We start from the raw sequence: 23,930 nt of genomic DNA on the forward strand, positions 1-23,930 counted from the left end.
GCGGACGCTAGAAGTCAGTGCCCTCGACGAGTTTGCGACGGTCGTGGGTCGGTCGGGTGCGCAGGAACACCAGCAGCAAGGCCAGCGCCCCGGCGAGTAGCGCCCCGCCGGTCGCGATCAGCGGCGCCTTCGACTTCGCCGGCGCCACCGTGGGCGTGGGCAGGCGGTTGGTGGCGTAGGGGTTGGCCAGGGCCGACGTCGGCGGCACCTCGTCGGCGAGCGCGGCGACCGGGTCGATGACGCCGTAGCCGATCGAGGTGTCCCGGGCGCCGGGGCCGTGCGCGGTGCGCTTGATTCGGTCCATGACCTGCCCGGCCGAGAGCGAGGGATAGCGGGAGCGGATCAGCGCCGCCAGCCCGGACACGTAGGCCGCCGAGTAGCTCGTCCCGCGGAAGGCGACGAATTTGCCCTCGGCGACCTCGCCGTTGGCCAGCTCGGCCTTCGCCGGCTTCGACGAGAGGGAGACGATGTCCGATCCGGGGGCGGCGACGGCCACCCACGGCCCCCACAGGCTGAAATCGGAGACGGAGCCGTCGGATTCCACCGAGGCGACCGCCAGCGAATAGTCCGAATACCAGGCGGGGGTGGCCACGGTCGACACCGACGCCCACGGGTCAGATGTCGACGGAGCCGGGTTCTGCGACTTGCAGCCCGTCTTGTCGCTGACGTTGCCCGCCGCGCTGACCACGACGACGTTCTGCCGGTACGCATAGGCGATCGCACGCCCCAGCTCACCGCTGCCGTTGATGCTCTCACCCGGGCTCATACACGCGACCTGCGAGATGTTGATGACCGTCGCCCGCAGTTCCACCGCCCGGACCACGGCGCGGGCCAACGTGGCGGTCGTTCCATAGCCGCTGCTCGTCTTGTTGTTGACGGACTGGTCGCCGCGGTCCTTCTCGCGATAGGACGGGCTGGACTGCCGGATCGCGATGATCGTCGCGGCGGGTGCGACCCCGGCGAAGGCGTCGCGGCTGCTCGGGTGACCGGCGATGATCCCGGCGACCGCGGTGCCATGACCGTCGCAATCGGTCGTCCCGTCGCCGCCGGACACGTAGTCGCCGCCGGGGACCACCGAGAGGCGCCGCTGCGGGGTCACGCCGGTGTCGATGACGGCCACGCGCTGACCCGCGCCGCGCGAGAACGTCCACGCCCGGGCGACCTCCATCGCGGTGAAGGGCTTGCTCGGCATGGTGAAATCCGACCCGTTACCCGCGGGCTGCGCGCACACGACGCTCTGCTGCGTCGGCTCGGCCGGTGCGACCGGCCCCGACGACGGCGGGCCTCCCGACACCTTGGGGGGCGAGATCGCCCAGGCCAGCGGTGCGGTGAAGGTGGCGGCGGCGGTGACGGCCGTCGCGGTGGTCAGCCGGAGGAACGCCTCACGCCTGCGCATCGCGGTCAGAGTCCGCGGGCGAGGCCGTAGACGCCGGCGATCCCGGCGGCCAATGGGACGCAGACGGTGATCATGACGTATTCGAGGATCTCGCCGGCCCGCCGGACGGGCGGGGTGTGCTCGCGCCGGGCGACGACGACTCCGATGTAGGCCGAGCCGGCGGCGAGCAGCAGCAGCCAGGCGAAACCGACGATCATCCACCAGCCGTTGGCGAGGATCACCATGACGCCCAGCGCGACGGCACCGGCGAGGCCGGCGCCGATCATCGACCCGGCGGCGCTCAGGTCGCGGTGCAGGCGCCCGCGGGAGGCGATCGCCGTGCTGGCCAGCAGGGCGAGGAGGATCGCCTGCCAGTGGGCGCGGCCCTCGTAGGGGAACGCGGTGATCGTCGCGGCGACCACCGCGACCGTCGCGCACCCCAGCACGAGGCCGGCGAGGTAGCTGTTGGCGGCCTTGGCGCGGATCTCCAGCGCCTGCGACTGCGGCATGGCCAGGTTGGCGATGGCCGAGACACCCGGCTCGACGTTGATCGCCGGATCCGAATCGTCGTCGGTCAGCGGTTCCCCGACGTTGGGGACGGTCGGAATCGGCAGGCGCGCCAACAGAATCGTCAGCCGCGGTCCGACGAAGGAGGCGAACATGGCGACGACCGTCATGATCGCCGCGGTCTTCACCAGGTCGTCACCCCAGAGCGTCTGCAATAGCGCCCCGAGTGCCGCCAACACGGTCCCGGAGATCAGCGCCAGGTGGGCCATCGGGCTGCCGGCCGAGACTCGCAGCGAGATGACGGCGACGATGGCCGCGAGCGCGAAGCCGAGGAAGAAGGCCAGGGCCACCCGATCCGGTCCGACCGCCAACCAGCCCGTCGCGAAGGCGGTGGTGCAGGAGGCACAGGTCATCAGGGCGCCGACGGTGACGTCGCGCAGTCGCTGCACGCTGAGGAAGGCACCCAGCAGGAAGCCGGCGGCCCCGACGGCCGCGAACGCCAGCCCCACCCAACGGTAGGGACTGGTGTGGGCGGTGAGCAGGAGGGCGACCACACCAGCGAGGGCCGCGACCGGCAGTCCGATCGCACCCATCCACCGGGCCGACCGCGTCGACCAGGAACTGAACTCGCGGGCGTTGATGCCGGCGATCGCCTCGATCACGTCGTCGTAGATGACCGGGATCTCGGTGGTGGACTCGGTGCGCAGAACCAGCAGGTCGCCGTCACGGACTCCGGCCGAGGAGAGGGAGAGGTTGTCGTCGAGCGGGCGCTGGCCGACGCGGCTGAGCGTCCACTGCTCGGTGAGGTCGAGGGGTACGTCGGCGGGCTCGTCGAATTCGTTGCGCAGCAGCAGGCGGGCCAGCTCGGGCAGCAATGCTGCCACCGATGCCTCCGACGGCACGCCGACGTCGATCTGGCGGTGTCCGCACAGCACCGAAATCCTCGTCAGCTCGGTGGCGAGCTGCTCTGCGGCCGGCGTCGCATCCGTCGACGTCGTGGCCTGAGGCGAAAGATCAGTCACCTTGGGAACCCCCTATTTCCAACCGCGGGGGATGCTACACGAGCCGTCGGCCTCGAACGTAAGGCGGAGCAGAGGATGCGCTAGCATGACCGAGGCCGGCGAATGGGCGGGTGGGGCGTTCGACGCTGAGACGACAGACTGCCGAGGTGGGGGAAGCGCAATGACCACAGACGGATTCGTCCGCCGCGCCCGTCGTAAACAACCGCGTTCGCCCGGTGGCGATCTGGCATTGCAGGCACCCCCGGAGATTCCCCGCGCCGTACCGGCCAACATTCTGCTGCGCATCCTGCCCGTCGTGATGGTGGTCGCGATGATCGGCATGATCGCGCTGTTCATCAGCGTCGGCGGCTCCGCGGCCATGCGGAACCCGATGATGATGATGTTCCCGATGATGATGCTCATGTCGATGGCCGGCATGTTCTTCGGCGGGGGCCGGGGCAACGGCAAGCGCGCGGCCGAGCTGAACGAGGAGCGCAAAGACTACCTCCGTTACCTGGGCCGGATGCGCGACGACGTCGCGACGACGACGTCGGACCAGCACGACGCGCTGGCGTGGTCGCATCCGGAACCCGAAGGACTGCTTCCGGCGATCGGCGGCGACCGCATGTGGGAGCGCCGGCCCGACGACTCCGACTTCTGCCACGTCCGCGTCGGCGTCGGCTCACAACGCCTCGCGACGCGGCTCTCCCCGCCGGACACCGGGCCGCTGGAAGACCTCGAACCGGTCTCCATGATGGCGCTGCGTCGATTCATCCGCGCCCACACCGTGACCCGTGGCATGCCGACCGCGGTGTCGTTGCGCGGATTCGCGGCCATCGGGATCGAGGGCGCCACCGACCGGGTCCACGGCCTGGTCCGGGCGATGCTGGTGCAGATCGCGACCATGCACGGTCCCGACCACGTGCGCATCGCGGTCATCTGTGCGGACCCCGACGCGGAGGCGTGGTCGTGGCTCAAGTGGGTCCCGCACGCGCTGCACCCGACCCGCACCGACGGCATCGGCGCCGCCCGGATGATGTACCGCTCACTCGGCGAATTCGACCAGGATCACCACGGCGACCTGATGGAACGCGGCCGGTGGGCGCGCAGCGCACCCCCGACGCAGGGCCGCGTGCAGTGGGTCGTCGTCCTCGCCGACGGGTATGTCGCGGGCAACGAGCCGGTCATCAGCGACGGCGGGCTCGACTCGGTCACCGTCATCGACGTCCGCGGCGCCGCCTACGAATTGACGGCGCGCAAGGGCCTGCAACTGGAGATCCGCGACACCGGGCTGCTGGCCGCTCGCACCGCGACGGATTCCGAGGAGTTCGCCGTCGCCGACAACGTCAGCGTCGGGCTCGCCGAGACCATCGCCCGCCGCATGGCGCGCTTCCGACTCGCCACCGCTGCGCAGCTGGTGAACCTGTCGACCACCGACACCGAGAACGCCGATCCCGGCCTGATGCGGCTGATCGGGGCCGGCGACGCGGCCCGGATCGATCCGTCGGTCGTGTGGAGGCCCCGCTCGGCGCGCGAACGCCTGCGGGTGCCCATCGGTATCCGTCGCGACGGCAGCCCGATGGAACTCGACATCAAGGAGGCCGCCGAATACGGCATGGGGCCGCACGGCCTGTGTATCGGCGCGACCGGTTCGGGTAAATCGGAGTTCCTGCGGACGCTGGTGCTCTCCATGGTGACGACGCATTCGCCGGACGCGCTGAACCTCGTGCTCGTCGACTTCAAGGGCGGCGCGACCTTCCTCGGACTCGACGAACTGCCGCACGTGGCCGCGGTCATCACGAACCTCGAGGAAGAACTCTCGATGGTCGACCGCATGCGCGACGCGCTGGCCGGCGAGATGAATCGCAGGCAGGAACTGCTCCGCTCGGCCGGAAACTTCGCCAACGTCGGCGACTACGAGGCGGCGCGGCGCAACGGTGCCGATCTCGACCCGCTGCCTGCGCTCTTCATCGTCGTCGACGAGTTCTCCGAATTGCTCTCGCAGAAGCCCGACTTCGCCGAGCTGTTCGTCATGATCGGTCGCCTGGGCCGTTCGCTGCACGTCCATCTGCTCCTCGCGTCGCAGCGCCTCGAAGAGGGCAAGCTGCGCGGGCTCGATTCGCACCTGTCCTACCGGATCGGCCTCAAGACCTTCTCGGCCGCCGAGTCGCGCGCGGTGCTGGGCGTCCCCGACGCCTATCACCTGCCGAGCCAGCCCGGTTCGGCCTTCCTCAAGTCCGACGCCGACGACCCGGTGCGGTTCAACGCCTCCTACGTGTCGGGGCCATATATCCCCGGCGTCGTCGAGGCCGGTGGCGACGACGGCGGGCGGGCGTCGCTGGGCGGCGGCTCGCTGAAGCTGTTCACGGCCTCCCCGGTGGAGGCGGACGCGGTCCCGGAACCGACCGAGACCCCGGCCATCACGCGCGCCAGCAGCTCGACCGAGCCGTTGATCCGCGACGGTCGCACGGTCACCCTGCTGGACATGGTCGTCAGCCGACTCGTCGGCCACGGGCGCCCGGCACACGAGGTGTGGCTGCCGCCGCTCGACGAGTCGCCGGCCGTGAACTCGTTGTTCCCCGGTGACGACTGGCGCTCGAGTGCCTTTGCCCGCGGCTCGCTCGTCGTGCCGATCGGTATCGAGGACCGGCCCTACGACCAGCGTCGCGACGTACTCACCGTCGACGTCTCCGGTGCCGCGGGCCATGTCGCGGTCGTCGGCGGACCGCAGTCGGGCAAGTCGACGACGGTCCGAACCTTCATCCTGTCCACCGCGGCGACGCATACCCCGGCCGAGGCGCAGTTCTACTGCCTCGACTTCGGTGGTGGCACGCTGACCGGCCTGGCCGGGCTCGCACACGTGGGATCGGTCGCCACCCGAATGGAGGACGATCGCGTCCGCCGCACCGTGGCGGAGGTCGTCACGTTGCTGCGACAGCGCGAGGCGCGGTTCCGCGATCTGGGAATCGAATCCATCCGCGACTTCCGTCGTCGCAAAGCCCTCGCCTTGGCCGCCGATTCCGACGACCCGATCCTCGAGGACGAATTCGGCGACGTCTTCCTCGTCGTCGACGGCTGGGGAGTGGTCCGCAGCGAGTTCGAGGCCCTCGAGGAACAGTTGACCGCGGTGGCCGGCCAGGGGTTGTCCTACGGCATCCACTTGGTGCTGACCGCGTCGCGCTGGATGGAGATTCGGCCCGCCGTCAAGGATCTGCTCGGCACCCGGCTGGAGCTGCGACTGGGCGATCCGGGGGATTCGGAGTTCGACCGCAAGGTCGCGCATCTGGTGCCGTCCGGCCGACCGGGACGCGGGTTGACGCCGGACAACCTACACATGCTCGTCGGCCTGCCCCGGCTCGACGGCGAGACCGACCCCAACACCCTGCAGGACGGGGTCGCCGACGCGATTACGCAGATCGCCGCCTTCTACGGGGACCTGGCGGCACCTGCGGTCCGCATGCTGCCCGAACGGGTCGATCGGGACGAACTCTCCGCACGCGCGTGGCAGATGCACGAGAAGAACCCCACGAGCGTCGCGCTCGGCATCAACGAGTCCGAACTCGCGCCGGTCGTCATCGACTTCTTGGCGCAACCGCACGTGTTGGCGTTCGGCGATACCGAGTCCGGCAAGACGGCGCTGCTGCGGACGATCTTGCGCGGCCTGGTGGAGAACTCCACCCCGTCGCAGACCAAGATCGTCCTCATCGACTATCGGCGGACCCTGCTCGGCGAGGTCGAGGGCAACCACCTCGCCGGGTACGCCTCCCAAGCGTCGACGACTCAAACGTTGATGACGGATCTGGCGGCGGTGCTCGACAGCCGCCAACCCGGTGCCGACATCACGCCGAAAGAACTGCGCGACCGCAGCTGGTGGGAGGGCCCGGAGTTCTACGTCGTGATCGACGACTACGACATGGTGGCCCTCGCCTCGGGCAACCCGATCCTGCCCATCGTCGACTACCTGGCCCAGGCGCGCGACGTCGGGCTGCACGTGATCCTCGTTCGGCGCTCGGGCGGCGCGTCACGAGCGCTCTACGACCCGGTCATCACGCGACTGCGCGACGTCTCCGCCGAGGGTCTGGTGATGAGCGGCAACAAGGACGAGGGCGTGCTCCTCGGCACCACCAAGTGCTGTCCGCGTCCGCCGGGGCAGGCGATGATGGTGTCGCGCACCCAGGGCGAGGGACTGGTTCAGATCGCCTGGACGCCACCGCGCGAGATCTAGCCCCCGCGGGGCTCGCGGGACGGCGCGGACTACACCGGGAGCCGCAGGCCGCCCAGGACGGTGCTCAGTGCGGCCCGCATGTCGTCGGCGGTGACCGTCGTCAGATCGTCGGTGGACAGTTCGCTGACGTCGACGTCACCCGAGCTGAGCCGAAACTCGCGCTCTTCTTCGGCGCTCTCGATGACGTTGCGGATGAATCGGCCGTTGCCGGCGAGATCGATCAACCGCCGCGGGCGCCCGGACTGGTCGACCGACGTCTGGTCGAACAGGGGACCGCAGGCCTGCTCCAGGGTGGTGATCGCCTCCGGGGTCAGATGGGAGTCACGCTTCTCGGCGAGGACTTCGCCGATCTGGGCGAGCTCGGTCGGCGCGTAGGACTCGAAGGAGAGGCGTCGGGAGAAGCGCGACGAGAGGCCGTCGTTCGCCGCGAGGAATCGGTCGATCTCACCGTCGTAGCCCGCGATGATGACGATGATGCGGTCGCGCTCGTCCTCCATGCGGGCCAGCAGGGTGTCCACCGCCTCCCGGCCGAAGGCGTCGCCGCCGGACAGCCCGTCCTGGATGAGCGTGTACGCCTCGTCGATGAAGAGGACGCCGTCGAGCGCCGAGTCGATGAGCGCCGAGGTCTTGGGTGCGGTGGAACCCAGGTGCTGTCCGACGAAGTCGCGGCGGCTGGCCTCCACGACCTTGTCGGTCTTGATGAGGCCCAGGCCGCAATAGATCTTGGCGACGACCCGCGCGATCGTCGTCTTACCCGTTCCGGGCGGGCCGGTGAAGATGAGGTGCTGGCTGCGCGCGTTGGTGGCCAACCCCTTTTCGGCGCGCACCTGGGCCATCGTCGCGGCGGACTTGAGTTTGGCCACCTGGGTCTTGACCGCCTGCAGCCCGATCTGGCTGTCGAGTTCGGCCTGTGCCTCGTCGAGCAGTGCGGCTTGTTCTGTCGCCGGGCCGGCGGCCGCATCGGAGGGCACCGATTCCGGGTCCCACCGATCGGTGCGGCGGTCGATGTCGGCCGGATCGGTGACGATCAATCGTCGACGCGGGTCTTGCAGGGCGAGGGCATTGGCCTCGAAGCCGGGGTCGCGGGAGTAGATCTCCTCGAAGATGGCCCGTGCCTCGGACTCCTTGTCCTCGGCGCGCAGCACGAGGCCGTGGACGTGGCGGGCCATCGTCGCGGCGGCGGGGATGGGGCCCGCCTCCGCCAGTTCGAGGCGGCGCAGTGCCTCGCCGTTCAAGCCGGTGCGCGCGCACGCGATGCCGACCATCGTGTCGGCACCGGCCCGCATGTACTCGTCGCTCCACTCGGCGGAGCCGTTGAGCGCCTTCATCACGTCGGGCCAGCGTTGCGTCGCGAAATGCAGGACGCCGCGGACGTAGTTGGTGATGGGCGTGCTCTCGGCGCTGTCGAGGACTTCTTCGGCGGCCGAGTAGTCCTGGTCGGCGACCAGGGAGGCCGCGTATGCGGCCTCGACGTCGGTCCGCGTCAGGATGGGGTAGTCGAGGTAGGAGCCGGTGGCGAACCGGGCGTCGACGGCGGTGGGCGCGAGACCGTTGCGCCGGAACTCCAGGTGGAAGTTGGACCGCGACCGGTAGAGGTTGAAGATCACCGCGCTGTCGCGGTCACCGCAGGCGATCCGCCCGAGCCACGCGTCGCACATGTCCGGCTCGAACTCGCTGGCGCGCTGGAATGCCAACCGCGCCTGCTGACGGTCGACGACGGCCTCCTGGCCGTCGAGCGGCACCCCCAACGACAGGACTCCGACATCGAACAACTGACGAGTCTGCCGCAGGTCGGCCACTGTGCCCCCAAGAAGATCTGAATTCGTGTGCGTGGACACCGAAAGTTTACGTGAGGCGCGCAAAGCACTGAGCCGGGCCTTGCATCTGCAAGGCCCGGCTCAGTGTGCGATTACGTGCTCAGTCGCGCGGCGTGCGCCAGTTGCCGCCGCCGACGGTGCCGCGAACGACGATCGGGGTGCCGCGCGGGATGTTGTCGAACACCCACTTGCCGTTGGCCTCGCTGATGTTGATGCAGCCGTGGCTCGCGTTGCTGCGACCCTGCTGGGCGACCGACCACGGAGCGGCGTGGATGAAGATGCCGTCCCACGACATGCGGGTCGCGAAGTCGACCGGGGTCTTGTAACCCTCCGGGCTGTTCACCGCGACGCCATACGTGGACGAGTCCATGATGATCATCCGGTGCTTCTCTTTGGTGTAGTACGTCCCGTTGGGCGTCGGGTGCTTGTTGGTGCCCATCGAGATCGGCATCTGGCGGTTGTAGGTGCCGTTGTGCCACCAGAAGATCGTGTGCGTGTTGTCGTCGGCCAGCGCCACCCAGCCGGTGCGGCTCGCGACGGCGGGCATCGCGGGCACGCCGGGAGCCTGGTTGACCTGAGGCTTGGGCTTGTTCGGCTTCGGCTTCGGCGGCGCCGGGACTCCGGGGATCTCGACCGGGGGGAGACCCGGGATGATCGTGATCGGAGCGGCGTTGGCCGCGGCCGGCAGGGCGATGCCCATGGCCAGAGCGCCGGCGACGGCGGCAACCACGGCCTTGGCAGCGGTGCGCCGAGCATGCTCGGTGGTGCTAAGCATTCTCAAAAGTCCTTCACATTCTCGGATTCAACATGTGCGGACTCAAAGTCCACTCAGCTTTCTCATCGTCAATCGTTGCATAATTGTTTCACATCGGCCACACGCTGAGCCGCTTCCACAGGGGATTGGCAGGATGGCGCGCAGCCCTGACCGGTGGTTTCGCGGAAGAGCCGACGGGGCTGTGACATTTTCCACTGATCGTCGGCGGGTGCGCCGCGCCCCTAGATTTCGACGCGTGCCCGCGACACTGTACAGTCGGTCATCGCAGCGGCGATTGCGGCGACCCCGCGATGCTGCCTGCACGCGGGTGTAGCTCAATGGTAGAGCCCTAGTCTTCCAAACTAGCTACGCGGGTTCGATTCCCGTCACCCGCTCTGCGGCGAGCCCCGCTCGACGGCGAGCCTGCGGGATGTGGCGCAGCTTGGTAGCGCATCCGCTTTGGGAGCGGAGGGTCGCAGGTTCAAATCCTGTCATCCCGACAACGACACCACCGACAGACGTATATAAGGAGAACGCGCGTGAAGAGCAGCGTCGAGCAATTGACCCCGACCCGGGTGAAGCTGAACGTCGAGATTCCGTTCGAGGAACTCTCGAAGGAGTTCGACGGCGCTTACGCGGCGCTGGCCCAGCAGGTCCGGATTCCCGGCTTCCGCCCGGGTAAGGCGCCGGCGAAGCTGATCGAGGCCCGCGTCGGTCGTGACGCGGTGCTCGCCCAGGTCGTCAACGACGCCCTGCCCGCCAAGTACTCCGAGGCCGTCGAGCAGGCCGACCTCAAGGTCATCAGCAACCCCGACATCGAGTTGGGCGAACTGGTCGACGGCCAGCCGGTCACCTTCACCGCCGAGGTCGACGTCCGCCCCGAGATCACCCTGCCCGACTACTCCAAGCTCGCCGTCACGGTCGACGCCCTCAAAGAGGACGACGAGGCCGTCGCCGAGCAGCTCGAGGGCCTGCGTGAGCGCTTCGGCACCCTCAAGGCGGTGGAGCGCGGCGCGCAGAACGGCGACCACGTCACCCTCGACCTCGAGGCCACCGTCGACGGCAAGCCCGTCCCGGACGCCACCACCGAAGGCCTCTCGCACGAGGTCGGCTCCGGCCAGCTGATCGACGGGCTCGACGAGGCCGTCGTCGGGCTCAAGGCCGGCGAGCAGGCCGAGTTCACCACCAAGCTGGTCGCCGGCGAATTCGCCGACTCGGACGCCACCGTCACCGTGAAGGTGAGTTCGGTCAAGGAGCGCGAGCTGCCCGAACTCGACGACGAGTTCGCCCAGATGGCCAGCGAGTTCGACACCATCGACGAACTGCGGGAATCGGCGCGCGAGCGCGTCGCGCAGTCCAAGAAGATGGAGCAGGCCAACGCCATCCGCGACAAGGTCCTCGACGAGCTGCTCGAGAAGACCGACTTCCCGCTGCCGGAGAAGGTCGTCGACGAAGAGGTCGACGGCCAGCTCGAGCAGGTGCTGCACAGCATCGGCCACGACGAGGAGATGCTCGGCCGCCTCTTGGAGGCCCAGGGCACCACGCGCGAGGACTTCGAGAAGGACGCGCGCGAAGGCGCGGAGCGGTCCGTCCGCACGCAGCTGCTGCTCGACGCCATCGCCGACGAGAAGGGCACCGAGGTCAGCCAGGAAGAGCTGACCCAGCAGATCATCTTCTCCGCGCAGCGCTACGGCATGGCCCCGCAGGAGTTCGTCAACCAGCTCCAGCAGGCCAACCAGATCGGTGCGGTCTACGCCGACGCCCGGCGCGGCAAGGCGCTGGCCTCGGTGGTCAACCAGGTCACCGTCACCGACGACAAGGGTGCCGCCGTCGACACCGAGGAGTTCTTCGGCGAGCCGGCCGCTCCGGCCGAGGATGCCGTCGACGCCTGACGACACGTCTTTACCGCAAACGGTCGGGCCGGGGAGCATTCCCCGGCCCGACCGTTTCGCTTGCGGCGATCATCGTTTAGCTGTGAGCGAATCGGCGTGTTACGGGGATGGGTTGGGCGCGTCGATTGGTTAGTGTCGGTTACAAGCCAGAGCGCGAGATCGAAACCGACCGCGAGAAGATCCGAAGGTAGGAACCCGTGAGCAATTCCCCGATCCACATGCCGCCCGCGATGTCGTCGGGCGTCGCCGGCCTGACGCTGAACGACTCGGTGTACGAACGGCTGCTGCGCGAGCGCATCATCTTCCTCGGGACCCAGGTCGATGACGACATCGCCAACCGGCTGTGCGCGCAGATCCTGCTGCTCACCGCCGAGGCGCCGGACAAGGACATCCAGTTCTACATCAACTCACCGGGCGGATCGGTCACCGCGGGCATGGCGATCTTCGACACCATGCAGCTCTCGCCGTGTGACATCTCCACCTACGCGATGGGCATGGCCGCGTCGATGGGGCAGTTCCTGCTCACCGCGGGCACCAAGGGCAAGCGTTTCGCCCTGCCGCACGCGCGGATCATGATGCACCAACCGTCTGCCGGAATCGGCGGTACCGCGGCCGACATCGCGATCCAGGCCGAGCAGTTCGCGCTCACCAAGAAAGAGATGAACAAGCTCAACGCCGAGCACACCGGCCAGAAGCTGGCGAAGATCGAGGCCGACTCCGACCGCGACAAGTGGTTCCGCGCCGACGAGGCCAAGGACTATGGCCTCGTCGACCACGTCGTCACCTCCCTCTAGCCACCGCCACCACCGACTTCGAAAGAGCAACATGAGCAACGACGCGAATCTGACCGCCGCTCCGGGCGCCGGCGTGCCGGCCTCGGCGCAGGCCCTGCGCGACATGCAGGCCCGCTACATCCTGCCGAGCTTCATCGAGCAGACCCCCACCGGGCACCGCCAGTACGACCCGTACGCCAAGCTGTTCGAGGAGCGCATCGTCTTCGTCGGCACCCCGATCGACCAGACCGTGGCCAACGACGTGATGGCGCAGCTGCTGGTCCTGGAGAGCCAGGACCCCGACCGCGACATCACGATGTACATCAACTCGCCCGGCGGCAGCGTGCCCGACATGCTGGCCATCTACGACACGATGCAGTACGTCCACTGCGACATCATGACCGTCTGCCTCGGCGAGGCGGCGTCGGCGGCGGCGATCCTGTTGGCCGGCGGCACCCCGGGCAAGCGCGCCGCGCTGCCCAACGCCACCATCCTGATCCACCAGCCGCGCACGGGTGGCGCGTACCAGGGCCAGGTGTCCGACCTGGAGATCCAGGCCGCCGAGATCGAGCGCATCCGCAACAGGCTCGACGAGATCCTGGCCGGTCACACCGGTCAGACGCCGGCGAAGATCCGTGAGGACACCGACCGCGACAACATCCTGACCGCCGACCAGGCGAAGGACTACGGGATCATCGACGAGGTCTTCGGCTACCGCAAGAAGTCGCTGAAGAAGTAGTCGCGCCAACCGGCGACATTCGCGCTAAGTAACGCGACGTTGCCCGCGGACGCGGGTACCGTCTCCAGTACCGGGTTGTGAGCAGGAAGTAGGTAAAGATAGATGGCGCGAATCGGAGACGGTGGCGACCTGCTGAAATGCTCCTTCTGTGGAAAGAGTCAGAAGCAGGTCAAGAAACTCATCGCCGGGCCAGGGGTGTACATCTGCGACGAGTGCATCGACCTGTGCAACGAGATCATCGAGGAAGAGCTCGCCGAGAACAGCGACGTCAAACTCGACGAACTCCCCAAGCCGGTGGAGATCCGCGACTTCCTGGACAACTACGTCATCGGGCAGGACAACGCCAAGCGCACCCTGGCCGTCGCCGTGTACAACCACTACAAGCGGATCCAGGCGGGGGAGAAGAAGGACGCCAAGACCGGCGAGACCGTCGAACTCGCCAAGTCGAACATCCTGATGCTCGGCCCGACCGGCTGCGGTAAGACCTACCTGGCGCAGACGCTGGCCAAGATGCTCAACGTGCCGTTCGCGATCGCCGACGCCACCGCTCTCACCGAGGCCGGCTACGTCGGCGAGGACGTCGAGAACATCCTGCTCAAGCTGATCCAGGCCGCCGACTACGACGTGAAGCGCGCCGAGACCGGCATCATCTACATCGACGAGGTCGACAAGATCGCCCGCAAGAGCGAGAACCCGTCGATCACGCGCGACGTGTCGGGCGAGGGCGTGCAGCAGGCGCTGCTGAAGATCCTCGAGGGGACGCAGGCCTCGGTGCCGCCCCAGGGCGGGCGCAAGCACCCGCACCAGGAGTTCATCCAGATCGACACGACGAATGTGCTGTTCATCGTGGCCGGCGCCTTCGCCGGGCTGGAGAAGATCGTGTCCGACCGCGTCGGCAAGCGCGGCATCGGCTTCGGCAACGAGGTCAGCACCAAGGACGAGGTCGACACCACCGACCACTTCGCCGAGGTCATGCCGGAGGATTTGATCAAATTCGGACTGATTCCCGAGTTCATCGGCCGGTTGCCGATCGTCGCTTCGGTGACCAACCTCGACAAGGACTCGTTGGTCAACATCCTGGCCGAGCCGAAGAACGCCCTGGTCAAGCAGTACACCAAGCTGTTCGAGATGGACAACGTCGAGCTGGAGTTCGCCGACGACGCGCTCGAGGCGATTGCCGATCAGGCCATCCACCGGGGAACCGGTGCCCGTGGCCTGCGCGCGATCATGGAGGAAGTCCTGCTCCCGGTCATGTACGACATCCCCAGCCGTGACGACGTCGAGAAGGTCGTCGTCACCGGGGAGACCGTGCGCGACAACGTCCTGCCCACGGTCGTGCCGCGCAAAAAGCACCGCGCCGAGCCGCGCGACAAGAGCGCCTAGCCCGCAGGAGGAACCCCGGTCAGCTCGTCGTGTGAACGCCGGCGGCCCGCAGCTTGGCCAGGGCGTCGTCGGGAAACAACGCACCCGGGTAGACCGAGCGGCAGATGGTCAGGCGACTCGTACCGCGCAGGGTGATCGTCGCGACGTCGGCGTAGCGCGCGACTGTCTTGATCGTGCGGTAGTCGATCCGTCGGAAATCCACGCCATCCAGGGCGAGGTCGAGGTGGTGGGTATCGAACCTCGCGGCGTAGGTATACGCGGCGAGGTCACACCCCTGGCCGAGCTGGGCCAGGTACTGCCGGTGGCGGCTCTTTCTGGAGAGGAAGAGCAACAGCGCGGTCACCGCGGCAATCAAGACGAACACGACGGGGATCGCCGCGAAGTAGATCCAGCGCCAATCCTGCGGTGCGCTCATCGCGGCGACGCTGAGGTTGGCCGAGAACACCACGGCCCACAATGCCGCGACGCCATAGGTGTTCCCCACCATGGCAGCCAGATCCTTGACGTGCGTCGCCATCGCGTCGAGTTGTTCCGGGCTCACGGTGACGACCGCGTCCGGCTCGTCGATGACCGGAAAGGCACATGCGGAAGTCGAGGTGGACTCGGGTTGCATGCGGTGAATAGTACAAACTGCACCCGTGCGCGGCTTCATCGTGGTCATCCCTAGAATTGACGTCGTGACTACCCCCGAAGCGACCAGCTCGCTGCCCGCTGCCTGGAATCCCGCCGACTTCGAAGAGGCGCTGTACCAGGGGTGGGTAGACGCCGGGTATTTCACCGCCGATGCGAACAGCGAGAAGCCGCCGTTCTCCATCGTCATCCCGCCGCCCAACGTCAACGGGTCGCTGCACATGGGGCACGCCTACGAGCACGTCCTGATGGACACGCTGAGCCGCCGTCGCCGCATGCAGGGCTACGAGGTGCTGTGGCTACCCGGGATGGATCACGCCGCGATCGCCATGCAGACGATGGTCGAGCGGAAGCTGGCCGACGAGGGCAAGACCCGCGACGACCTGGGCCGCGAGGCGTTCATCGACCGGGTCTGGCAGGAGAAGGCCAACATCTCCGGCAGCATTGCCGACCAGATGCGTCGGCTCGGTGACAGCGTCGACTGGTCGCGCGAGCGTTTCACGATGGACGAGGGCCTGTCGCGCGCCGTCCACACCATCTTCAAACAGCTCTTCGACGACGGGCTGATCTACCAGGCCGAGCGCCTGGTCAACTGGTCGCCCACGCTGCAGACCGCGGTCAGCGACATCGAGGTCAAATACGAAGACGTCGACGGCGAGCTGGTCTCCTTCCGCTACGGCTCGATGAACGACGACGAGCCGTATATCGTTGTCGCGACCACACGCCTGGAGACGATGCTGGGTGACACCGCGATCGCCGTGCACCCCGACGACGAGCGGTACGCGAAACTTGTCGGCACCGAACTCGAGCACCCGTTCCTGGACCGCCGTATCCCGGTGATCGCCGACGATTACGTCGACCCCGAGTTCGGTTCCGGCGCGGTGAAGATCACCCCGGCCCACGACCCGAACGACTTCGCCATCGGACAGCGCCACGACCTGCCGATGCCGACCATCCTCGACGAGCAGGCCCGGGTCGTCGACACCGGCACGCGCTTCGACGGGCTGGACCGGTTCGAGGCCCGCAAGGCCGTCTGCGAGGCGTTGCGCGAGCAGGGGCGCATCGTCAAAGAGGTGCGTCCGTACAACCACAGCGTCGGCCATTCCGAGCGCACCGGCGAGCCGATCGAGCCGCGCCTGTCCATGCAGTGGTGGGTGGCGGTCGAGTCGCTGGCCAAACGCGCCGGTGACGCGGTCCGCGACGGCGAGACGACCATCCACCCGCAGTCGATGGAGCCGCGCTGGTTCGGCTGGGTCGACGATATGCACGACTGGTGCATCTCGCGCCAACTCTGGTGGGGCCACCGCATCCCGATCTGGTACGGGCCCGACGGCGAGGTCGTCTGCCCGGCGCCGGGGGAGGAGCCGCCCGCCGGCTACAGCCAGGAGACCGACGTCCTCGACACCTGGTTCTCCTCCGGACTATGGCCGTTCTCGACGATGGGCTGGCCCGACGACACCGCCGATCTGCGCAAGTTCTATCCGACGTCGGTGCTGGTCACCGGTTACGACATCCTCTTCTTCTGGGTCGCGCGGATGATGATGTTCGGCACCTACGTCGGCGCCAAGGACACCGCGGGTCTCGCCCAGCGCGACGCCACGGTGCCCTTCACCGACCTCTTCCTGCACGGCCTGGTGCGCGACGAGCACGGTCGGAAGATGAGTAAGTCGCGGGGCAACGGCATCGACCCGCTGGACTGGGTGGAGCGCTTCGGCGCCGACGCGCTGCGCTTCACCCTGGCGCGCGGCGCCAACCCGGGCAGCGACATCTCCGTCGGCGAAGACCACGCGCAGAGTTCGCGCAACTTCGCCACGAAGCTGTTCAACGCCACCAAGTTCGCCCTCATGAACAATGCGACGTGCGACGGGGAACTCCCGCCGCGCGAGGCGCTGACCGCCGCGGACCGGTGGATTCTGGGCCGCCTCGACGAGGTGCTCGCCGTCGTCGACGAGGGGTTCGAATCCTTCGAATTCTCCCGGGCGTGCGAGGCGCTCTACCACTTCGCCTGGGACGAGGTGTGTGACTGGTATCTGGAGCTGGCCAAGGTCCAGCTGTCCGACGAGGCGCTCGCGGCGTCGACGGCCCGCGTCCTCGGCGCGGTGCTCGACCCGCTGCTGCGCGCGCTGTCACCGGTGATGCCGTTCGTCACCGAGACCCTCTGGAAGGCGTTGACCGGCGGTGAGTCCGTCGTCGTGGCGCCGTGGCCGCAGCCGAGCGGCGCCGCGCGCGACGAGGCCGCTGCGACGACCATCGACGACCTGCAGAAACTGATCACCGAGGTGCGACGTTTCCGCAGCGACCAGGGCCTGCGCCCCGGACAGCGCGTCGCGGCGAAACTGACCGGACTCGACGAGGCCGGGCTGGCCGACCAGCGCCACTTCCTCGATTCGCTCGCGCGACTGGACCCGGCCGAGGAGGGCTTCACCGCGACCGCATCCATCGAGGTGCGGCTCAGCGGGGCAACCGTCCTCGTCGACCTCGACACCTCCGGCACCGTCGACGTCGAGGCGGAGAAGCGCCGCGTCGCCAAAGACCTCGCCGTCGCGGAGAAGGAGATGGCCTCCACCACGGCCAAGCTCGGCAACGAGCAGTTCCTGGCCAAGGCCCCCGACGAGGTCGTCGCGAAGATCCGGGCCCGCCAAGAGGTCGCCCGCGAGGAGATCGCCCGCCTCGGCGCGAAGCTCGCGGCGCTGGGCGGCTCGTGAGCGATCCGCAACCGGGGACCGCTCCGGCACAGCCGGTGGACCCGGCCGACCTCGCCGAACTCGCCGAGGTCGAGGCCGAGCTGGATACACGCTGGCCGGAGACCAAGATCGAGCCGTCGTTAACCCGGATCACCGCGCTCATGGACCTGCTCGGGTCGCCGCAGAACGCGTACCCGTCCATCCACATCGCCGGCACCAACGGCAAGACGTCGGTGACGCGCATGATCGACGCGCTCCTCACGGCCATGCACCGCCGCACCGGCCGCATCACCAGCCCGCACCTGCAATTGGCCACCGAGCGGATCTCGGTCGACAACGCTCCGATCAGTCCGCGCGCCTACGTCGACGCCTACCGTGAACTCGAACCGTTCATCACCATGGTCGACGACTCGTCGACGGCCGAAGGCGGCCCGCGGATGAGCAAATTCGAGGTTCTCACCGCGATGGCCTACGCCGTTTTCGCCGAGGCGCCGGTCGACGTCGCCGTCGTCGAGACCGGGATGGGTGGCCGCTGGGACGCGACGAACGTCATCGCCTCGCAGGTCGCCGTGATCACCCCGATCGCCATGGACCACGCCGACTACCTCGGCGACACGCTCGCGGCGATCGCGGGGGAGAAGGCGGGGATCATCTCCGGCGCAGACCCGGAAGCGCTGATTCCCCTCGACCCGGTCACCATCCTCGCTGCGCAGGCACCCGAGGTGGCCGAAGTGCTGCTGCGGGCCACCGTCGACGCCGGGACCGTCGTCGCCCGCCAGGACTCGGAGTTCACCGTCTTGGAGGCCCGCACCGCGGTGGGCGGGCAGCTACTGGAGCTCCAGGGCCTGGGCGGGGTGTACTCGGAGATCTTCCTGCCCTTACACGGTGCGCACCAGGCGGCGAACGCGTCGCTGGCACTCGCCGCCGTCGAAGCATTCTTCGGCGCCGGCCCGGACCGTCAGCTCGATGTCGACGCGGTGCGCGCAGGCTTCGCCTCGGTCACCAATCCAGGCAGGCTCGAACGCGTGCGCAGCGCCCCGACGGTATACCTCGACGCGGCGCACAATCCGCACGGCGCCCAGGCGCTGGCCACCGCGCTGGCCGACGAATTCGACTTCCAACGGCTGATCGGCGTCGTCTCCGTACTCGGCGACAAGGACGTCGTCGGCCTGCTCGAGGCGCTGGAACCGGTGCTCGACAAGATCGTCCTCACCAACAACGGTTCCCCGCGCGCACTCGACACCGCCGCGCTCGCCGACGCCGCCGAACCGATCTTCGGCGAAGACCGCATCGTCGTCGCGCCATTCCTGCCCGACGCCGTCGAGCAGGCCATCGCGTTGGCCGAAGAAGACGAGGGGGCACCCCTATCGGGAACCGGTGTGGTCGTCACCGGCTCGGTGGTCACGGCTGGCGCGGCGCGATCGCTGTTCGGAAAGGAACCGGCATGACCGACGAGCATCCCGAGTTCACCCCGCCGACCACCGACCCCTGGAAGGGGTTGCGCGGCATCACCTCGGGCCTGCTGATCCTGCAGGCCATCGTCGTCGGCTTGGCGTTCCCCGTGGTCGCCAAGATCGGCAACGGGCTGACGTGGTTCTCCGTCGGCTATCTGAGTGTGCTGATCGTGGCGCTCGTGCTCGCCTGCGGCGTGCAGAGTCGCCCCTGGGCGCTGTGGCTCGACTGCGGGCTGACCCTGCTGACCATTGTCGGCGGGATCATCCACTGGTCGATCGCCGTCATCGGGCTCATCTTCGCCTGCGTGTGGGCCTACGTCCTCTACATCAAGCGCGACGTCGCCGAACGCGAGGCACGCGGACAACTCCCCGGCCAGGAGCGCATCGACGGCTAGCCGCCCAAGCGGTCGAGTACCAGGTCGAGCTTCGTGTCGATGGTCTCGACCTTGGTCTCGATCCCGTCGAACCGGCTCTCGATCCCGTCGAACCGGCTCTCGATCCCGTCGAACCGGCTCTCGAGACCGTCGAATCGGGTTTCGAGGTTGTCGAACCGGGTCTCTAAGCCATCGATCCGCCCGGTGAGCCGGGTGTCGAGTTCGTCGATCCGCCCGGTGAGCCGCACATCGAGGTCGTCGATCTTGCGATCGAGGCCTTCCAACAGGACGGTGTGTTGGTTGAGCAGCGCGGTGTGCTGACCGAGAGTGACCGTGTGGTCGGCGAGGATCTCGTAGATCGCACTGATGTCGTTGTCGTGCTGCCTGAACTTTCGTTCCACTTCGGTGGCGTCCATGGTCGAAGAGTACGCCGGGACGAGGGGCGTCGGAATCGTCGAACGGCAGGTTGTGGATAACTCGGCGGAGGCCGATTCCGTGCTGTGGAATACGGTCGTTTACGATTCCAGCGTGACCGAACGCACCCTGGTACTCATCAAGCCCGACGGCGTGGCCCGCGGCCTCGTCGGAGAAGTGATCCGCCGTATCGAGAGCAAGGGCCTGTCCCTCGTCGCGATGGATTTGCGGACCGCGACGCGCGACGTGGCCTCGGGTCACTATGCCGAGCACGCCGACAAGCCGTTCTTCGGTGACCTGCTCGAATTCATCACCTCCGGGCCGCTCGTCGCCGCCGTCGTCGAGGGTCCCCGTGCGATCGCGGCATGGCGACAGATCGCCGGTGGCACCGACCCGGTGGAGAAGGCCACGCCCGGCACCATCCGCGGTGACTTCGCCCTGGAAACCCAGACCAACCTGGTCCACGGCTCCGACTCGCCGGAGTCCGCCGCGCGCGAAATCGCCCTCTGGTTCCCCGGTTTCGCCGCCGTCTGATCGACCCGCCGCGCGCCGATCGGCGCGTGAATTCTCCCTAACCGACCGGGGTGTGGGATAATGGTCGAGTTGTGCCCGACACATTCGTCTCGGTGCCCACAACACCCGGTGACGGTCCACCGCCCGCGGGAAGAATGCGACTTCTCCGCGAGCAGGCCCTCCCCACGATGCGAATCTCCGTCAGCGGAGAATCCAGCGCGGCGTCGAGGTTCGTGAACCAGGCTCACCACGAGGGGCGTTTGCGCGTTCTGACCGGGCATCCCCGGGCGCTCGCGGAACCACCCCGAAAGACCAGCTCACGCGGTCGCCGCCGGTCACACGGCGCGACCCACAACCGCATACCGAATGAGCCCCCGAGTGGCCGCGTTGATGTCCGACGCGCCCGGGGGTGCAAGGAGAATACGTGACCGAGAACGGGTCGCCGGCTGACGCGAACGCGTCGAGCCCGACAACAGAACTTCCCGACAAGATGCGCGTGCACGCCCTCGCCCGATTGCTGGGCGCCACGAGCCGCGAGGTGCTCGACCACCTCGAGGCGCTCGGATCAGAGATCCGCAGCGCTTCCGCCACTATCGAGCGGGGGATCGCCGAACGCGTCGTCGAACGCGTAGGCGGGCTGCCGACCGGTGAGGTCGCCGGATCTGCCGAGTCGCAGACCGAGGCCCAGGCGGGCGGCAACAGCTTGTTCTCCGCCGCGGCGGAGATCACCGACGCCCCCATCGCGGCACCGGTAGCACCTGCCGCGGTCAACCCCCTGTTCCTGCCGCCGCAGCAACCCGAGCCGTCCGTGGTGCCGTCCCGCAAGCGGGCCGAAGCCCCGGTAGAGGCCGAAGACGGCGCCGCAACGGACGAGGCCGCGAGTGACGACGAGGTCGTCGAAAACGAGGACGACTCCCAGCAGGACTCCGACGACCAGCCGAACCGGGCCCGACGGCGACGTCGGGGCCGCCGCGGCCGCGGTCGGGGACGCGGAGACAACGGCGACGCCCAGGGCGGCGACGATGCCGAGGGCGACGAGCAGACCGAGGACGGCGGCACGGCCGATCAATCGGCAGCCGACGCGGAGAAGGGCACGGCGAAGCCCGCCTCGGAGGCCGACGACTCCGAAGCTTCCGACACCGACGGGTCGGACGCCGACGAGTCCGATGACGAGGACGGCACCGGCGCGACCTCCAAGCGCCGTCGACGCCGCCGCCGTCGCAAGACGGGCGGGGAGGGTGCCGACGAAGGCTCGCCGGATGATCCGCCGAACACCGTCGTGCACGAACGGGAGCCGCGCAGCAAGCGGGTCCGTGACGAGGTGCAGGGCATCTCCGGTTCGACGCGTCTCGAGGCCAAGCGGCAGCGCCGGCGCGACGGGCGCGACGCCGGCCGTCGTCGCCCACCGATCTTGAGCGAGTCCGAGTTCCTGGCGCGTCGCGAGGCCGTCGACCGCGTGATGGTGGTGCGCGAGAAGGTGCACGCCGCCGCGGAGAAGGACCACGAGGACTACACGCAGGTCGCCGTCCTCGAAGACGGTGTGCTGGTCGAACACTTCGTGACCACGGCCAACTCGACGTCGATGGTCGGCAACATCTACCTCGGCCGCGTGCAGAACGTCCTGCCCGGCATGGAGGCGGCCTTCGTCGACATCGGCCGCGGCCGCAACGGCGTCCTCTACGCCGGCGAGGTGAACTGGGAGGCCGCCGGACTCGACGGCGGTTCCCGCAAGATCGAGCAGGCCCTCAAACCGGGCGACAACGTGCTCGTCCAGGTGTCCAAGGACCCCGTCGGGCACAAGGGTGCCCGGTTGACCACGCAGATCTCGTTGGCCGGCCGCTACCTGGTCTACGTGCCGGGCGGCTCGTCGACGGGCATCAGCCGCAAGCTCCCCGATGTCGAGCGCAAGCGTCTCAAGTCCATTCTCGGCAAGATCGTGCCCGAGGGCGCCGGCGTCATCATCCGCACCGCGTCGGAGGGGATCAGCGCCGAGGACCTCGAGGCCGACATCAAGCGCCTGGAGGCGCAGTGGACCAAGATCGAGGCCGCGACCGAGGATTCGACCAAGGGCGGTAAGGGCGGCAAGGCCAAGTCGGTGGCGCCGAAGGCCCTCTACGAGGAGCCGGACCTGCTGGTGCGCGTGGTGCGCGACCTGTTCAACGAGGACTTCAAGAAATTGGTCGTCGAGGGGCAGACTGCCTGGAGCCTGGTCGAGCGCTACATCAACGACGTGGCGCCGGATCTCATGGACCGTGTCGAGCGCTTCGAGAAGAACGGCCCCGACGCACCCGACTCCTTCGTCACCCACCGGATCGACGAGCAGCTCGCGAAGGCGCTCGACCGCAAGGTCTGGCTGCCGTCGGGCGGCACGCTCATCATCGAGCACACCGAGGCGATGACGGTCATCGACGTCAACACCGGCAAGTTCACCGGTTCGGGCGGCAACCTCGAGGAGACGGTCACCCGCAACAACCTGGAAGCGGCCGAGGAGATCGTGCGGCAGGTGCGTCTGCGCGACCTGGGCGGCATGATCATCGTCGACTTCATCGACATGGTGCTCGAATCGAACCGCGACCTCGTGCTGCGGCGTCTCACCGAGGCCCTCGCGCGTGACCGGACCCGCCACCAGGTGTCCGAGGTGACGTCGTTGGGCCTGGTCCAGATGACGCGCAAGCGGTTGGGCACGGGTCTGCTCGAGGCCTTCTCGACCACCTGCACCAACTGCGCCGGCCGTGGGGTCATCGTGCATGCCGACCCCGTCGAGGTGCGTTCCTCCGACGACGCCGGCCGCGACGGCGGCGGGTCGAAGCGCTCGCGCCGCAAGAAGGGGAAGTCCGAGGGTGGCGCGCCCGACGCGGGCAAGTCGCCGACGCACAACCCCGCCGAGCACCCGCTGTTCCGCGCGATGCACGCCCACATCCACGAGCACGACGACGAAGCCGTCGATCACATCGACGTCGACGAGGCCGACGAAGTGATCGGTGTCGACGCCGCCGACGCCGTCGACACCCTGGATGCTGTGGAGGCGGAGGCCGTCGTCGCCACCGAGCCGGATACTGCCGAGCCGGAGGCCGTGGAGCCCGAGCCCGCGGTAGCCGAGTCCGTCGTCGAAGAGGTTCTCGTCGAAACGGTGGTCGTCGAGGCGGAGCCGGAGCCGGCCCCCGCCCCGAAGGCGCGCCATCGTCGGGTCCGGCGTGCGCCGGTGTCGACCGGATCGGGCACGACGATCGTGATCGGTGCCGACAACCATGAGACGCCGCCGACCCAGACCACGACCACGGCCGGGCCGACGTCGGCCGCAGCAGAATCGGAGGCGGTGGCCGTCGTCAGGCGTCCGCGCCGACGAGCCGCCAGCCGACCGTCGGGGGCGCCCCAGCACGAGGCGTGAGCGCGCT

General features: G+C 68.3%; 16 protein-coding genes and 2 tRNA genes. 12 read left to right on the plus strand and 6 right to left on the minus strand.

The genetic code is table 11. The annotated features are described in order from the left end of the window. Nucleotides 1-7: 7 nt before the first annotated feature. Together mycP and eccD are read right to left on the minus strand one after the other, a co-directional pair. Nucleotides 8-1,396 carry a type VII secretion-associated serine protease mycosin gene (mycP, locus tag HUN08_RS07130; RefSeq protein ID WP_124247462.1) on the minus strand — a complete coding sequence of 463 codons (1,389 nt, stop codon included), beginning with the start codon at nt 1,394-1,396 and terminating at the stop codon, nt 8-10. 5 nt (nt 1,397-1,401) lie between these two features. Beyond that, on the minus strand, nt 1,402-2,904 hold the full coding sequence (eccD, locus tag HUN08_RS07135) for a type VII secretion integral membrane protein EccD (RefSeq protein ID WP_124247461.1): 1,503 nt from the start codon (nt 2,902-2,904) through the stop codon (nt 1,402-1,404). 160 nt (nt 2,905-3,064) lie between these two features. Here eccD and eccCa point away from each other — a divergent pair, with 160 nt between their 5' ends. Beyond that, complete coding sequence (gene eccCa / locus HUN08_RS07140; RefSeq protein ID WP_124247460.1) at nt 3,065-7,108, plus strand: type VII secretion protein EccCa; 4,044 nt, start codon at nt 3,065-3,067, stop codon at nt 7,106-7,108. 29 nt (nt 7,109-7,137) lie between these two features. On the opposite strand, the gene eccA is transcribed toward eccCa, so the two are convergent. Both eccA and HUN08_RS07150 read right to left on the minus strand, forming a co-directional pair. Then, nucleotides 7,138-8,907 (minus strand): type VII secretion AAA-ATPase EccA, encoded by a 1,770-nt coding sequence (eccA, locus tag HUN08_RS07145; RefSeq protein ID WP_124247459.1) that lies wholly within the window; start codon nt 8,905-8,907, stop codon nt 7,138-7,140. 118 nt (nt 8,908-9,025) lie between these two features. Then, the gene (locus HUN08_RS07150; RefSeq protein WP_124247458.1) at nt 9,026-9,700 is read right to left on the minus strand and encodes a L,D-transpeptidase; all 675 of its coding nucleotides are present in this window, start codon (nt 9,698-9,700) and stop codon (nt 9,026-9,028) included. A 303-nt stretch (nt 9,701-10,003) separates the two neighbouring features. Between HUN08_RS07150 and HUN08_RS07155 the strand changes: the two genes are divergently transcribed. From HUN08_RS07155 to clpX, 6 genes are all read left to right on the plus strand, one after another. After that, nucleotides 10,004-10,074 (plus strand) — tRNA-Gly (locus HUN08_RS07155). Between the two features lie 31 nt (nt 10,075-10,105). Continuing rightward, nucleotides 10,106-10,179, plus strand: a tRNA-Pro gene (locus HUN08_RS07160). 39 nt (nt 10,180-10,218) lie between these two features. Next, nucleotides 10,219-11,571, plus strand: a complete 1,353-nt coding sequence (gene tig, locus HUN08_RS07165; RefSeq protein ID WP_124247457.1) for a trigger factor — start codon at nt 10,219-10,221, stop codon at nt 11,569-11,571. 218 nt (nt 11,572-11,789) lie between these two features. Then, nucleotides 11,790-12,365, plus strand: coding sequence for an ATP-dependent Clp protease proteolytic subunit (locus HUN08_RS07170; protein ID WP_124247531.1), 576 nt, complete (start codon nt 11,790-11,792; stop codon nt 12,363-12,365). A 31-nt stretch (nt 12,366-12,396) separates the two neighbouring features. Next, complete coding sequence (locus tag HUN08_RS07175) at nt 12,397-13,083, plus strand: ATP-dependent Clp protease proteolytic subunit (protein ID WP_124247456.1); 687 nt, start codon at nt 12,397-12,399, stop codon at nt 13,081-13,083. A 102-nt stretch (nt 13,084-13,185) separates the two neighbouring features. Beyond that, the gene (clpX, locus tag HUN08_RS07180) at nt 13,186-14,466 is read left to right on the plus strand and encodes an ATP-dependent Clp protease ATP-binding subunit ClpX (RefSeq protein WP_124247455.1); all 1,281 of its coding nucleotides are present in this window, start codon (nt 13,186-13,188) and stop codon (nt 14,464-14,466) included. Nucleotides 14,467-14,485: 19 nt separating this feature from the next. On the opposite strand, the gene HUN08_RS07185 is transcribed toward clpX, so the two are convergent. Then, nucleotides 14,486-15,127, minus strand: coding sequence for a hypothetical protein (locus tag HUN08_RS07185; RefSeq protein WP_174900895.1), 642 nt, complete (start codon nt 15,125-15,127; stop codon nt 14,486-14,488). A gap of 16 nt (nt 15,128-15,143) precedes the next feature. On the opposite strand from HUN08_RS07185, the gene HUN08_RS07190 reads away from it, so the two are divergent. From HUN08_RS07190 to HUN08_RS07200, 3 genes are read left to right on the plus strand one after another with little or no spacing between them, the layout of a single operon-like run. Further along, nucleotides 15,144-17,801, plus strand: a complete 2,658-nt coding sequence (locus tag HUN08_RS07190; RefSeq protein ID WP_124247453.1) for a valine--tRNA ligase — start codon at nt 15,144-15,146, stop codon at nt 17,799-17,801. Continuing rightward, a complete protein-coding gene (locus HUN08_RS07195; protein ID WP_124247452.1) occupies nt 17,798-19,228 on the plus strand; it encodes a folylpolyglutamate synthase/dihydrofolate synthase family protein in 1,431 nt (476 codons plus the stop codon). The genes HUN08_RS07190 and HUN08_RS07195 overlap by 4 nt, the downstream gene beginning before the upstream one ends. Continuing rightward, nucleotides 19,225-19,629 (plus strand): DUF4233 domain-containing protein, encoded by a 405-nt coding sequence (locus tag HUN08_RS07200; protein WP_124247451.1) that lies wholly within the window; start codon nt 19,225-19,227, stop codon nt 19,627-19,629. Before HUN08_RS07195 ends, HUN08_RS07200 begins: the two co-directional genes overlap by 4 nt. Here HUN08_RS07200 and HUN08_RS07205 read toward each other — a convergent pair. Continuing rightward, a complete protein-coding gene (locus tag HUN08_RS07205) occupies nt 19,626-20,024 on the minus strand; it encodes a hypothetical protein (protein ID WP_124247450.1) in 399 nt (132 codons plus the stop codon). The two genes, HUN08_RS07200 and HUN08_RS07205, sit on opposite strands and share 4 nt — an antisense overlap. 112 nt (nt 20,025-20,136) lie before the next feature. Here HUN08_RS07205 and ndk point away from each other — a divergent pair, with 112 nt between their 5' ends. Both ndk and HUN08_RS07215 read left to right on the plus strand, forming a co-directional pair. Next, nucleotides 20,137-20,556, plus strand: coding sequence for a nucleoside-diphosphate kinase (gene ndk / locus HUN08_RS07210; protein WP_124247449.1), 420 nt, complete (start codon nt 20,137-20,139; stop codon nt 20,554-20,556). A 403-nt stretch (nt 20,557-20,959) separates the two neighbouring features. Then, complete coding sequence (locus HUN08_RS07215; RefSeq protein ID WP_124247448.1) at nt 20,960-23,923, plus strand: translation initiation factor IF-2 N-terminal domain-containing protein; 2,964 nt, start codon at nt 20,960-20,962, stop codon at nt 23,921-23,923. The last annotated feature ends 7 nt before the right edge of the window (nt 23,924-23,930 follow it).

This window comes from Gordonia sp. X0973 (assembly GCF_013348785.1).
In the GTDB taxonomy this organism is placed as follows: Bacteria; Actinomycetota; Actinomycetes; order Mycobacteriales; family Mycobacteriaceae; genus Gordonia.